Raw genomic sequence first — 13,210 nt, forward strand, 5'->3', positions numbered from 1 at the left:
AATCCGCCATGTGTGCGGGCCGGCGGCTCGTCGATGTCCAATCGCGGCATTTCCGCCCATGTCGGAGCCAAGCCCCGACATGGGCGGCTTTACAACGAACGCCGCAGGACAGAGATACGCCGGGCCAACCCGGCAAGGCTGTACAAATTTATCGCCAGGATCGCCAGGGAAACCCCGCTTAGCACGGTGAAAAAAAGGTTGTCCCCCGTCAGGTTGGCCCAATCCCTTTCAAAAAAAACCAAGCAAAACAAGGCCAGCAAGGCATGCGGCACCATCATGCGCCGATATCTGCGTACCTTATCCCCGGTATCGGTGAGAATTTCCGCCGTCTGCCCAACCCGCAGCGGCTTGCGCCAGCACAGCTGACCGCCACTCACCGTCACGTATTCCCAGCCGGCGTCCTCCAACAGTTGCTGATAAGTCAGATCGCCCAAGTCGGCGCCCACATCCCAGCGATAGGCCACGTCGGCGGGCGCGCCGCGCTCAAAGGTGTGGATGCCAAGCCAGTTCAGCGAACGCAAATGCAACCCCCGCGCCGCCATCCGCTGTAGCCATCGCCCATGCGCCTCGTCCTGCCAGGCAAACCAAACCTTGAACTTTCTCGCCAGCCCCACTTTGCTCGCTTCGTCCACACAACCTCCGTCAAGTTGTCTACAACAACGCCCGCGCGTTACCGACCATGATTTCCAGCCGGCGCACCTGCTCGCCGAGCACCGCCCGCCCCAGTTCGGTCAGCGCGTACACCTTGCGCCGCTCCGCCTCCGCCACCTTGACGATGAGCGCTTGCTTTTCCAGGGCGCCGAACACGCCGTACAAGGTGCCCGGCCCCAACGTGACGCTACCGTCGCTCATCGCCTCGACCTTCTGCATGATGGCGTAGCCGTGCAGCGGCTCGTTCAGCGCCAGCATCACGTAGAAGGTCGCCTCCGACAGCGGCAGGTATTTCGAGAGTTCGGCGTCAGCCATCGCACATCCTTGTATCGTTATCCGGTATATCGAGACTCGATATACCGATGCACGACATATTTGCCCGGTTTTTCGCCATGTCAAGTACGCGGGGGCCGCATTTCTTATAAAATGTCGGCACCTAATACTTATTTACACTGAGGCAGCTATGAGCGACGTACAAACCTGGATCAAAGAAACCGTGACCAGCACCCCGGTGGTGCTGTTCATGAAGGGCACCGCCCAGTTCCCGCAATGCGGCTTCTCCGGCCGCGCCATCCAGATCCTGAAGGCATGCGGCGTCGAGAACATCGCCACCGTCAACGTGCTGGAAGATCCGGAAGTTCGCCAAGGCATCAAGGACTACTCGAACTGGCCGACCATTCCGCAGCTCTACGTCAAAGGCGAGTTCATCGGCGGTTCGGACATCATGAACGAGATGTTCGAGTCCGGCGAGCTGAAAGCGCTGCTGGATGCCTGATCGCCCGCGGCCATTCGTGGCCCGGCGGATTATCGTCGCCATCACCGGCGCCACCGGCGCCGTGTATGGTGTGCGTCTGCTGCAACACTTGCAACACACTCCTGACGTCGAGACGCATCTGATCGTCTCCGACGCGGCCGTCCTCACCCTGCACCAGGAAACCGGCCTGCAGCGCAAGGAGGTCGAATCGTATGCCCATGTGGTGCACAAGGTGCGCGACGTCGGCGCCTCGATCGCCAGCGGTTCCTTCCAGTCGGACGGCATGATCGTCGCGCCCTGCTCAATGAAGACGCTGGCGTCGGTGGCGCATGGCCTGTCGGACAACCTGATCGCGCGCGCGGCCGACGTGGTGCTCAAGGAGCGCCGCCGGCTGGTGCTGATGGTGAGGGAAACGCCGTTCAATCTCGCGCACTTGCGCAACATGACGGCGGTAACGGAGATGGGCGGCATTATCTACCCGCCGCTGCCGGGCTTTTATCACAACCCGCAAAGCATTGCGGAGATGGTGGACCACACCGTGGGCCGGGTCATCGACCTGTTCGGCATCGAGCACACGCTGGCCCCGCGCTGGAATGGTATGAAACCAGCCAGCCCGTCCAGCGAAGATGGTGCCGGTCCCGCCTAGCGTTTATCGAACTGCGATCCGCTGGCTTTTTTCAAATCCCTGGCTTCCTCCACCATGCGGCGATGGGCGATGCGCTTGCGCATCACCTCGGCATGCTGGGCGGCGGTCATCGGCGGGACGGTCATCAAATCTTTTAGCTGCGCGACATTGCTGTAGTTGCTTTTCATAGGACGGCTCAAAAGCTTGGCTCCGAAGTAAGTGCTACGGTTCAGCGGCGCTGACTCCCCATTGTGCCTGAAATCCATGTCGAAACGATGACAATTCGCAAAGGGACTCAAAATAAAAAGCCACCACTTGAAATGCACCTTTTCCGAACAAAAACCGGCGAAATCATGAAACTAGTTTCACACACCATCCGGCCTAAACGCCGCCACAAACAGTCGACATTGCTCCATACCAGTACTTAAAATGACTACTTTTGGTAGTTCACGCGTACCAGCATGCGAATAAATTCTCGCGCGATTTGCCGGTGATGCTCGTCCAGACGCTGTAAATCGGCGATTAATTTGACGTCGGCCGACTCGAAGCGGGACACGCCGTTGCCGTTCTCGCCGGCCGGGGCGCCCGCCTCGGCGCCGCCGAAGCGCAGCCACTCGGCGGGCACGCCCAACCACTGCGCGATCATGCGCAGCTTTTCCTGGGTCGGGATGGCCTCACCCACCAGCCATTTGCGGGCCGCGTGGACTGTGATCGGTCTGCCATCAAACCGAATATTAAATTCCCGAGCCAGCCGCGTGGGGCTGTCGGGCGAGTAGTGTGCGTTCTTAAGAGCCTGCTGCAAGCGCTGGCTAAAGCTTTCGCGTTCATTGGAAGAGTTCATAGGTGCACTATTTCACGTTGCGTCATGAAAGTCAGTCTCTTGAAAACGAGCGCTGAAGGTGACGTGATGGGATGTCGGAATTGGCATTCTATCCTCTGTAAGCGCGGACGCCGGCGCGCAGGCCGACCAAATTATGTTTGGCGGGCCGCTGCAAAAGAGGCAACATCCGGCCTCTCTTATGGGGGGGTGCGTAGTTGTAAATCTTATCACTATTTGTCCGGTGAAGACCAGACCACTTTTACGCGGAAGCGTATGATGCCGCCGGCCCCGGATCGGCGTCGCACGATACCTGTGCGCCACAGATCGCGGCGAACGGCCGTCATCGACGCCGGCGGCGCGCCAGTCGCGCTACAATATCCGTTACGTTGACGTAAACGGAAATCGAACGACCTACCGCACTGATCCCGATGCCTACCTATACCATTACCGAACTGGCCCGTGAATTCGACATCACGGCGCGCGCCATCCGCTTCTACGAGGACCAGGGTTTGCTGAGCCCGTCCCGCGAGGGGGCCGGCGGCCGCAGCCGCGTCTACACGCCGCGCGACCGCACCCGCCTCAAGCTGACCCTGCGCGGCAAGCGCCTCGGCCTGTCGCTGTCCGAAATCAAGAGCCTGGTCGACATGTACGAGACGCCGAAGGACACCAGCGCCCAGATGAACCGCTTCCTCGGCGTGCTGGCCCAGCACCGCCAGACCCTGGAACAGCAGCGCGAAGACATCGAAATGTCGCTGGCCGAGATCACCGCGCACGAGGACGAATGCAAACGCCTGCTGGCGGCCCAGCAAGAGGCCAAAACGGCCTGACGCGCCTTATGGGCCACTATACGCGCCGCTTTACGTTTACGTAAACGTCACTCCGAGGTATGATTGCCGTTCAAATCCAACCAGAAGAATGAGGATGACATGCTCCATCTCCCAGGCCTGACCTTTGACCACGGCGAAGACATCGCCGCCCTGCGCGAAGCCGTGCAACAGTTCGCCGCCGCCGAAATCGCCCCGCGCGCGGCCGAGATCGACCGCAGCGACCAGTTCCCGATGGACCTGTGGCGCAAGATGGGCGAACTCGGCGTGCTCGGCATCACCGTCGGCGAGGAATACGGCGGCGCCAACATGGGCTACCTGGCCCACATCGTGGCGATGGAGGAAATCTCGCGCGCGTCGGCCTCGGTCGGCCTGTCGTACGGCGCCCACTCGAACCTGTGCGTCAACCAGATCAAGCGCAACGGCACCGAGGAACAAAAACAAAAATACCTGCCGAAACTGATCTCCGGCGAGCACGTCGGCGCGTTGGCGATGTCCGAGCCCAACGCCGGTTCCGACGTCGTCAGCATGAAGCTGCGCGCCGATTTCAAGGGCGACCGCTGGGTGCTCAACGGCACCAAGATGTGGATCACCAACGGTCCCGACGCCGACGTGCTGGTGGTCTACGCCAAGAGCGACCTCGACGCCGGCGCCAAGGGCATGACCGCGTTCCTGATCGAAAAGGGCTACAAGGGCTTCTCGGTGGCGCAAAAGCTCGACAAGCTGGGCATGCGCGGCTCCCACACGGGCGAGCTGGTGTTCGAGGATTGCGAAGTGCCGGTGGAGAACGTGCTCGGCGGCCTGGGCAAGGGCGTCAACGTCTTGATGTCGGGCCTGGACTTCGAGCGCACCGTGCTGTCCGGCGGTCCGCTGGGCATCATGCAGGCGTGCATGGACGCGGTCGTGCCCTACATCCACGACCGCAAACAGTTCGGCCAGCCGATCGGCGAATTCCAGCTGATGCAGGGTAAGATCGCCGATATGTACTCGACCATGATGGCGTGCAAGGCCTATGTGTACGCGGTCGGCCAGGCCTGCGACCGCGCCACCACGCCGGAAGCGGTGCGCCAGCTGCGCAAGGACGCCGCTGGCGCCATCCTGTACAGCGCAGAGAAGGCGACCTGGATGGCCGGCGAGGCGATCCAGACCCTGGGCGGCAACGGCTACATCAACGAGTATCCGGTCGGCCGCCTGTGGCGCGACGCCAAGTTGTATGAAATCGGCGCCGGCACCAGCGAGATCCGCCGCATGCTGATCGGCCGCGAACTGTTCGCGGAAACCCGCTAACCCCTATGCTTGCACCGACATGCTTGCGTCGCGGCATAGGGGTCGTACCCCAGGGGGTACGACCCCGCGTGGGGGTACGGGTTAGGCGCGGCCGGGCTAGCTAACGCGTGAAGGTGGGGCGACCATGATCCAGGCTGCATTCCCAAAACTGCTGCGCTCGCAGATCGCGTTCGACATCGCGCGCACGATCCGCGACGGCTTCGACAAGCACTACCGCCTGTTCCGCCAGACCAGCCGGCAGGCCAAGGAGCATTTCGAGCGCGGCGCCTGGGGCGCGGCGCAGCAGGCCGCGCGCGAACGGATCGACTTCTACGACCGCCGCGTGCAGGAGTGCGTGCAGACCCTGGAGGACGAGTACAGCCAGTCCGACCTGACCGACGAGGTCTGGCGCGAGCTCAAGCTGCACTACATCGGCATGCTGTCCGACCACAAGCAGCCCGAGCTGGCGGAAACCTTCTTCAACTCTGTGTGCTGCAACATCCTGCACCGCAGCTACTTCCACAACGAATTCATCTTCGTGCGGCCGGTGGTCTCGACCGAATACATCGAGACCGGGGAGCTGGCGCCGACCTACCGCGTCTACTATCCCGGCACCGACGGCTTGCACTCCACGCTCAAGCGCATCGTCACCAACTTCCAGCTCGACGCCAAATTCGCCAACCTGACGCGCGACGTCGAACAAGTGGAGGCGCGCCTGCAAGAGCTGTTCGGCGCCGGCAGAACCGAGCCGAACAACCAGATCCACGTGTTGTCGAGCCTGTTCTTCCGCAACAAGGGCGCCTACATCGTCGGCAAGGGCATCAATGGCAACAAGGAGTATCCGTTCGTCGTGCCCATCCTGCACAACCGCGACGGCGAACTGATACTCGACACCGTGTTGTTCGACCAGGAACTGATCACGATATTGTTCTCGTTCACGCGCGCCTACTTCCTGGTGGACATGGAAGTGCCGTCGGCCTACGTGCAATTCCTGCGCACCCTGCTGCCGCGCAAGCCGCGCAGCGAGATCTACACCATCCTCGGCCTGCAAAAGCAGGGCAAGACGCTGTTCTACCGCGACTACCTGCAGCATTTAAAACATTCGTCCGACCAGTTCGAAATCGCTCCCGGCATCAAGGGGCTGGTGATGCTGGTGTTCGCGCTGCCGTCGTTCCCGTATGTGTTCAAGGTCATCAAGGATTTCTATCCGCCGCCCAAGGACACCACGCGCGCGCTGATCAAGGAAAAATACCTGCTGGTCAAGCACCACGACCGCGTCGGCCGCATGGCCGACACCCTGGAGTATTCGAACGTCGCCTTCCCGCGCCAGCGCTTCACCGAGGAGCTGATCGCCGAGTTGAAACACTACGCGCCGTCCCAATATGAAGAGGAGGGCGGGAAGATCATCATCAGGCACCTGTACATCGAGCGCCGCATGGTGCCGCTGAACATGTGGCTCGGCAACGCCGACAAGGACGGCAACGACGCCCAGCTCGAACACGGCATCCTCGAATACGGCAACGCCATCAAGGAGCTGGTCGCCGCCAACATCTTCCCCGGCGATATGCTGTACAAGAATTTCGGCGTGACCCGGCACCAGCGCATCGTGTTTTACGATTACGACGAGATCGAATACATCACCGACTGCAATTTCCGCGACATTCCCGAGGCGCGCAACGAGGAGGACGAGATGGCGTCCGAGCCCTGGTATCCGATCGGCAAGCACGATGTCTTCCCCGAGCAGTTCGGCCGCTTCCTGCTGGGCAACGCCAAGATCCGCAAGTATTTCATGAAGCACCACGCCGACCTGCTGACGCGCGAATACTGGCAGGCGCGCAAGCAACGCATCCTCGACGGCGTCGTCGAGGACGTTTATCCGTATCCGCAGCACATACGATTCTTCCACGAGAACCAATCCAACATTCCGGCGGTATCGATCCCGGTGCCGCCACCCTTTATGGAGACTCTAGAAAATGAATGATCCTATCGTCATCGTCGGTGCGGCCCGCACCCCCATGGGCGCCTTCCAGGGCGACTTTTCCGGCAAGGCCGCGCACGACCTCGGCGCGGTCGCGATCGCCGCCGCCGTCGAACGCGCCGGCATCGACGGCAAGCTGGTCGAACACGTCTACTTCGGCAACTGCCTGATGGCGGGCCAGGGCCAGGCGCCCGCGCGCCAGGCCTTGTTGAAAGCCGGGCTGCCGGCCTCGACCGGCGCCGTCACCCTGTCCAAGATGTGCGGCTCGGCGATGCAGGCCGCCATCTTCGCGCATGACCAGCTGGTCGCCGGCAGCGCCGACGTGGTCGTCGCCGGCGGCATGGAGTCGATGACCAACGCGCCCTACCTGATTCCGAAGGCGCGCGGCGGTTACCGCATCGGCCACGGCATGATGTTCGACCACATGATGTACGACGGCCTCGAGGACGCCTACTCGCGCAACGAGAAGACCGGCGAAGGCCGCTCGATGGGCACGTTCGCCGAGGAATGCTCGGCCAAATACGAATTCACCCGTGAAGCGCAGGACAACTTCGCCATCGAATCGGTCAAGCGCGCCCAGGCCGCCACCAACGAGGGCTGGTTCAAATGGGAAATCGCGCCCGTGACCGTGACCAGCCGCGCCGGCGACACCGTCATCGACAAGGACGAGGGCCCGTTGAAGGCCAAGGTCGAGAAGATCCCGACCCTGCGCGCCGCGTTCAAGAAGGACGGCACCATCACGGCCGCCTCGTCGTCGTCGATCAACGACGGCGCCGCCGCGCTGGTGATGATGCGCGAATCGACCGCCAAGCGGCTGGGCGCGACCGTCATCGCCAAAATCCACGGCCATGCCACGTTCGCGCAGGAACCGAACCTGTTCACCACGGCGCCGATCGGCGCGGTCGAAAAGCTGTACAAGAAAATCGGCTGGGCCAGCAAGGACGTCGACCTGTTCGAGATCAACGAAGCGTTCGCCGCCGTGCCGATGGCGGCTATGCGCGACCTCGACATCCCGCACAGCAAGATCAACGTGCACGGCGGCGCCTGCGCGCTGGGCCACCCGATCGGCGCCTCGGGCGCGCGCATCCTGGTCACCCTGATCGGCGCGCTCAAGCGCACCGGCGGCAAGAAGGGCGTGGCCGCGCTGTGCATCGGCGGCGGCGAGGCGACCGCCATGGCCATCGAACTGGTCGGGGCATAAGCGATGGCGACCGCACTCATCATCGGCGCCTCGCGCGGCATCGGGCACGAGCTCGTCAAGCAATACCTGGCCGACGGCTGGCGCGTCATCGCCACCGCCCGCAAGGCCGACGACTGCGCCGCGCTCGGCGCGCTGGGGGCCGAGCCGCACCAACTCGACGTCACCAACGTCGAGGCGTGCGCCGGCATCGGCTGGAAGCTCGACGGCGAGGAACTCAACGTCGCCATCTTGAACGCCGGCGTCTACGGCCCGCGCCACGACGGTTTTCCGGCGCAGACGGATTTCGATTCCGTGATGCACACCAACGTGCTGGCGGCGATGCGCCTGCTGCCGATCATCGCGCCGATGGTGGGCGCGGCGCGCGGCAAGCTGGCGGTGCTGTCGTCGAAGATGGGATCGCTGAGCGAGCGCAACAGCGCCAGCGGCTCGCTGTACCGCGCCAGCAAGGCGGCGCTGAACTCGGTGCTGATCGACACGGCGCTGGTGTACGGCAAGCAGGGCGCCACGTGCGTGGCCTTCCATCCGGGCTGGGTGCGCACGGAAATGGGCGGCGACGGCGCCGACATCTCGGTCGAGGAAAGCGCCGGCGGCATCCGCGCGACGTTGGCGGCGCTGCCGGCGTCGGAGCGCGCCGTCTACCGCAACTACGACGGCAGCGAGATCGGCTGGTAAGAAAGCAGGCGTTAAAGACGAAACCCGCACATCCAAGCGGGGTCGTACCCACCCGGGTACGACCCCATCGTCGCGGGTTGCGGGTTACAACTATAAAAAAGAGACGACATGATACTGACCGAAGAACACGAAATGATCCGCGACGCCCTGCGCACCTTCGCCCGCGAGCGCCTGGCGCCGCAGGCCGCGCGCTGGGACAAGGAACACCACTTCCCGAAAGAGGAACTGAAGGAACTGGCCGCGCTGGGCGCCTTCGGCGTCGCCGTGCCGGAGGCGCTGGGCGGCGCCGGCATGGACTACGTCTCGCTCGCGCTGGTGCTGGAAGAGATCGCAGCCGGCGACGGCGGCACCTCCACCATCATCTCGGTCAACAACTGCCCGGTGTGCAGCATCGCCATGATGTACGCCAACGACCGGCAGAAGGAGCAATGGCTGCGTCCGCTGGCACAAGGCGACATGCTCGGCGCCTTCTGCCTGACCGAGCCGCACACCGGCAGCGACGCCGCCGCGCTGCGCACCACCGCCACGCGCGACGGCGGCGACTACGTCATCAATGGCGTCAAGCAATTCATCACCAGCGGCAAATACGCCGACGTCGCCATCGTGCTCGCCGTCACCGACAAGGCCGCCGGCAAGAAAGGCATCAGCGCCTTCTGGGTGCCGACGTCGGCGCCGGGCTACATCGTCGCCGGGCTGGAGCAGAAGATGGGCCAGCACTCGTCGGACACGGCGCAGATCCTGTTCGAAAACTGCCGCATCCCGGCCGAGAACCTGATCGGCGAAGAGGGGCAGGGCTACAAGATCGCGCTATCGGGACTGGAGGGCGGGCGGATCGGCATCGCCTCGCAAGCGGTCGGCATGGCGCGCGCCGCGTACGAAGCGGCGCTGGCGTACGCGCGCGAGCGCGAAAGCTTCGGCAAGCCGATCTTCGAGCACCAGGCGGTGCAATTCCGGCTGGCCGACATGGCCACGCAAATCGAAGCGGCGCGGCAATTGATCCGTCACGCCGCCGCGATGAAGGACGCCGGCCTGCCATGCTTAAAAGAGGCGGCGATGGCCAAGCTGTTCGCCTCCGAGATGGCGGAAAAGGTCTGCTCGGACGCCATCCAGGTGCATGGCGGCTACGGCTACGTCTCCGACTTCCCGGTCGAGCGCATCTATAGGGACGTGCGGGTCTGCCAGATCTACGAAGGCACCAGCGACATCCAAAAGCTGCTGATCGCCCGCGCACTCTAAAACAACTCGGGGGTCAAGTCTGACATTCGGACACGAACTGAAGCACTGTTTAGCAGAGCTCGTGTCCGAATGTCAGACTTGACCCCATATTTTGGACGAAAAAAAAGCCCGTATCTCAACGGGCTTCGTTCCAATGTATTACCAATGCTTTAATCGTGCCGTCGTCCAGTGCTATCTGCAAAGTGACTTCAGCGTTTCTCGGACGCCCATGCTATCTGCGTGGTGCCTCCAACGTGTAAAACGACCAATGTATTCGAAACTACAACTCCAGGTAGCGCCATTTGCAATCCGTTCTTACACATATCGAATCACTGCGCTTGCCTTGGATGTGGGACTGTTCGCTTGGAAACCAAGAAACCTCAACCACGAACGTAGTGTAACACAGATGTTTGTGCGACGCACAAATTATTTCATTTCTGTCGCTTCCGTGGTCATCGGCGTCGGATTGCGGCGCGGCTTGTGGCGGCACGCGCGTTCGAATTCGGAGATCACCTGGGCGCCAAACAGCAGCAAGGTGGCGCCGATCTCCAGGCTGAACATGACGATGATGGCCGTCGTCATCGAGCCGTACACGACGTTCACCTGCGACAGGGTCGAGAAATACCAGACCAGGATGTGGCGCGCCAGTTCCCACAGCAGCGCGGCCGTGACGCCGCCGATCAGCGCGTGCGACAGCGACAGCCGCCCCACCGGCATCACCAGGTAGATGGCCGTCAGCACCAGCACCTCGCCGCCCAGCCCCAGCATGTACAGCAGCGCGCCCGACACGCCCTCCAGCGACCAGTCGTAGCCGAACAAGCGCACGCTTTCCTCGCCCATCACTTGCAGGCTGCCGGCCACCAGGGTCACCACCAGCATGCCCACGCCCAGCGACAGGATGAAGCAGTAGGGCATGATGGCCGAGATCAGGAAACGCCGGCGCCTGATCTCGACCCGGTGCTTGAAGATCACCGACATGGCGTTTTCCAGCACCGTGAAGGCCAGCGAACTGAAGAAAATCATGCTGACCAGCAACACGCCGCCGACCACGTCGCGGTGTTCGAGGAAATGCCCGACCTCGGTGACGAACGGTTTCGATTGCCCTGGCACCAGGTAGTTCAGATAGCGGCCCACCGTGTCCAGCAGCACGTCCTGGTCGATCACGTGCGACAGCGCGACCACCACCAGCATCAGCAGCGGGACGATCGATAGCAACGAGTAATACGCCACCGCGCCCGCCAGCAGCAGGCCCTGATTGGCGCGAAAGCCCTTGAGGCATTGCACCAGGAAGTCCATGGGGTGCGTGAGCACGTAGGCCAGCCCCCGGCGATTGAGAAATTTCATTTATCCATTGTACGCGGCGGCTCAGCGTGGGGTATGTGCGTCTACGTCCAGATAGCGCCAGTTGGTCAATTCCACCGGGTGGCGCTTGTAATTTCTAAGCCATGGCTGCTGCAGATCGGCGGAAATCGGATGCGTCAGCAACACCCAGGGCGTGTACGCATGAATGATTTGCGCCATTTCATCGTACAACCTGGTGCGCGCGGGCGATTCCCCCATCGTGCGGGTCTGTTCATACCGCTGATTGTAGGCGGGCAGGTTGAAGCGGGCGTAGTTCGGTCCCGCCTTGTTCGGGCCGTACAGCAATTGATAGAAATTGTCGCCGTCGGGGAAGTCGGCCACCCAGTTGGTTTCGAACATCATCACCGCGCCCAGGCGCGAGGCCTTGATGATCTCGGTTTTCTTGTCGCTCTTGAAGGTGACGTCGAGGCCGACCGCGTTCAGGTTCTTGCGCCACAGCTCGTCGCGCAGGCGGCCGACCATCGACGGTTCGGTGTGCATGACCAGGGTCAGCGGCTTGCCGTCGGGCAGCGTGCGGAAGCCGCCGCGTCCCTTTTTATAGCCGTAGCGGTCCAGCAAGGCGTTGGCCAGCGCCGGATCGTAGCCGACCGGGCTGCGATAGGCCGGATCGTAGCCGAGCACGTTCGGCGGCAGCGGCGTCTCGGCGCGCAGCGCCAGCCCCTTCTTCATCTGGGCGATGTCCTCGGCGCTGTTGTAGCTGAGCGCGATGGCGCGGCGCAGCGCCACCTTGTCCTTGCCGTAGCCGCCGATCAGCGGGTCCTCCATGTTCATCCACATGTAATAAGTCTGCAGCACGGGGAAGGGCGACAGCACCAGCCCCTTGCGCGACAGCTCCGGCTTCAGGGTGGGTGTGGCGTCGCCGGTTAGCACCATTTCCTTCATCGATTCGGGCAGTTGTTCGAGGAAGTCGAATTCGCCGTTCAAAAAGCCCAGCACGCGCGACTGGTATTCCTCCATGATCTTGATGTCGACCCGGTCCACCAGCGGCAGGCGCCGGCCCTGGAAGTACATCGGCCGGAAATCGCGGTTGGCCAGCAACGAGATCTGGTCGCTGCGCTTCCACGTGCCGATCCTGAACGGGCCGGTACCGACCGGGTGGTTGCCGACCTGCACGCCGTACGCCTCGACCACCTCGCGCGCGACCACGCCCGTGGCGGGGATCGCCAGATAGAACAGGAAGTTGGGATCGGCGGCGTTGAGCCGGATGCGCAAGGTGAACTTGTCCACCGCCCGCAGGCCGGCGATGTCGCCGTCGTAGCCGAAGCGCGCCTTGAGCGCGTCGTCGCCGACGATTTTTCCGTCCAGCAGGAAGCTCCACGGCGACTTGAGCGCCGGATCGTACAGCCGCTTGAGGCTGTAGACGTAATCCTGCGCCGTCACTTGCCGGCGCGCGCCCTTGAACGCGGGATCGGCGGTGAAATACACGTCCTGGCGCAGGTGGAAGGTGTAGGTCAGGCCGTTGTCCGCGACTGTGGGCATGGCCCTCAAGGTGTTCGGCTGCAGGGTGACGGGGCGGGCCAGGTAATCGTAGCGCAGCAGCGGGTCGAACAGGTTTTCCAGCAGGCTGAGGCTGGCGATGTCGGAGGCGACCGCCGGATCGAGGCCGGTTTCGCCGGTGCTGAGGAAGGCGCGCAGGACCTTGGGGGCGGGAGTGCCCTGGGCGGCCTGCGCGACGGCGTCCCCGGCGCCGAACCCGAGCCCGAGCCCGACCACCAGCGCCAGCATGGCGGCTGCATAACTTTTCAGCATGGCATCCATTTCACATCGCATACGTAAAGCGGCAGCTTATAACTTTTTCCGCGTGCCGACCCGCTATACTTTGCCTGTCGCCCACAGTTTCAC

Annotated in this window: 14 protein-coding genes; 8 read left to right on the forward strand and 6 right to left on the reverse strand. The window is 62.8% G+C overall.

The window, feature by feature from the left end; translation table 11 throughout:
• Positions 1 to 89 precede the first annotated feature (89 nt).
• Together MRBLMU1_RS24760 and MRBLMU1_RS24765 are read right to left on the reverse strand one after the other, a co-directional pair.
• Entirely contained in the window at positions 90 to 632 is a 543-nt protein-coding gene (locus MRBLMU1_RS24760) for a DUF2812 domain-containing protein (protein WP_363507225.1), read from the reverse strand.
• A 19-nt stretch (positions 633 to 651) separates the two neighbouring features.
• Complete coding sequence (locus tag MRBLMU1_RS24765) at positions 652 to 966, reverse strand: PadR family transcriptional regulator (RefSeq protein ID WP_363507228.1); 315 nt, start codon at positions 964 to 966, stop codon at positions 652 to 654.
• Between the two features lie 148 nt (positions 967 to 1,114).
• Between MRBLMU1_RS24765 and grxD the strand changes: the two genes are divergently transcribed.
• Positions 1,115 to 1,426, forward strand: coding sequence for a Grx4 family monothiol glutaredoxin (gene grxD / locus MRBLMU1_RS24770; protein WP_330919491.1), 312 nt, complete (start codon positions 1,115 to 1,117; stop codon positions 1,424 to 1,426).
• Positions 1,419 to 2,051 (forward strand): UbiX family flavin prenyltransferase, encoded by a 633-nt coding sequence (locus MRBLMU1_RS24775; RefSeq protein WP_363507231.1) that lies wholly within the window; start codon positions 1,419 to 1,421, stop codon positions 2,049 to 2,051. Before grxD ends, MRBLMU1_RS24775 begins: the two co-directional genes overlap by 8 nt.
• Here MRBLMU1_RS24775 and MRBLMU1_RS24780 read toward each other — a convergent pair.
• Together MRBLMU1_RS24780 and MRBLMU1_RS24785 are read right to left on the reverse strand one after the other, a co-directional pair.
• On the reverse strand, positions 2,048 to 2,218 hold the full coding sequence (locus tag MRBLMU1_RS24780; protein ID WP_020703835.1) for a hypothetical protein: 171 nt from the start codon (positions 2,216 to 2,218) through the stop codon (positions 2,048 to 2,050). The genes MRBLMU1_RS24775 and MRBLMU1_RS24780 overlap by 4 nt on opposite strands.
• 245 nt (positions 2,219 to 2,463) lie before the next feature.
• Positions 2,464 to 2,871: a hypothetical protein gene (locus MRBLMU1_RS24785; RefSeq protein ID WP_315397358.1), complete on the reverse strand. Its 408-nt coding sequence runs from the start codon at positions 2,869 to 2,871 to the stop codon at positions 2,464 to 2,466.
• A gap of 407 nt (positions 2,872 to 3,278) precedes the next feature.
• On the opposite strand from MRBLMU1_RS24785, the gene MRBLMU1_RS24790 reads away from it, so the two are divergent.
• The 6 genes from MRBLMU1_RS24790 to MRBLMU1_RS24815 all read left to right on the forward strand — a co-directional run bounded on the left by MRBLMU1_RS24790 (position 3,279) and on the right by MRBLMU1_RS24815 (position 10,027).
• Complete coding sequence (locus MRBLMU1_RS24790; RefSeq protein ID WP_363507236.1) at positions 3,279 to 3,677, forward strand: MerR family transcriptional regulator; 399 nt, start codon at positions 3,279 to 3,281, stop codon at positions 3,675 to 3,677.
• Between the two features lie 99 nt (positions 3,678 to 3,776).
• Complete coding sequence (locus MRBLMU1_RS24795; RefSeq protein WP_363507239.1) at positions 3,777 to 4,961, forward strand: isovaleryl-CoA dehydrogenase; 1,185 nt, start codon at positions 3,777 to 3,779, stop codon at positions 4,959 to 4,961.
• A gap of 124 nt (positions 4,962 to 5,085) precedes the next feature.
• Positions 5,086 to 6,921: a bifunctional isocitrate dehydrogenase kinase/phosphatase gene (aceK, locus tag MRBLMU1_RS24800; protein WP_363507242.1), complete on the forward strand. Its 1,836-nt coding sequence runs from the start codon at positions 5,086 to 5,088 to the stop codon at positions 6,919 to 6,921.
• Positions 6,914 to 8,119: an acetyl-CoA C-acyltransferase gene (locus MRBLMU1_RS24805; protein WP_363507245.1), complete on the forward strand. Its 1,206-nt coding sequence runs from the start codon at positions 6,914 to 6,916 to the stop codon at positions 8,117 to 8,119. Before aceK ends, MRBLMU1_RS24805 begins: the two co-directional genes overlap by 8 nt.
• Positions 8,120 to 8,122: 3 nt before the next feature.
• Positions 8,123 to 8,791: an SDR family oxidoreductase gene (locus MRBLMU1_RS24810; RefSeq protein WP_363507248.1), complete on the forward strand. Its 669-nt coding sequence runs from the start codon at positions 8,123 to 8,125 to the stop codon at positions 8,789 to 8,791.
• 108 nt (positions 8,792 to 8,899) lie between these two features.
• Positions 8,900 to 10,027, forward strand: a complete 1,128-nt coding sequence (locus tag MRBLMU1_RS24815; protein ID WP_363507251.1) for an acyl-CoA dehydrogenase family protein — start codon at positions 8,900 to 8,902, stop codon at positions 10,025 to 10,027.
• 405 nt (positions 10,028 to 10,432) lie between these two features.
• On the opposite strand, the gene MRBLMU1_RS24820 is transcribed toward MRBLMU1_RS24815, so the two are convergent.
• A complete protein-coding gene (locus tag MRBLMU1_RS24820; RefSeq protein ID WP_363507254.1) occupies positions 10,433 to 11,350 on the reverse strand; it encodes a YihY/virulence factor BrkB family protein in 918 nt (305 codons plus the stop codon).
• Positions 11,351 to 11,371: 21 nt separating this feature from the next.
• Entirely contained in the window at positions 11,372 to 13,117 is a 1,746-nt protein-coding gene (locus tag MRBLMU1_RS24825) for an ABC transporter substrate-binding protein (RefSeq protein ID WP_363507257.1), read from the reverse strand.
• Between the last annotated feature and the right edge of the window lie 93 nt (positions 13,118 to 13,210).

This window comes from Burkholderia sp. LMU1-1-1.1 (assembly GCF_040675865.1).
Classification (GTDB): domain Bacteria; phylum Pseudomonadota; class Gammaproteobacteria; order Burkholderiales; family Burkholderiaceae_D; genus Rugamonas.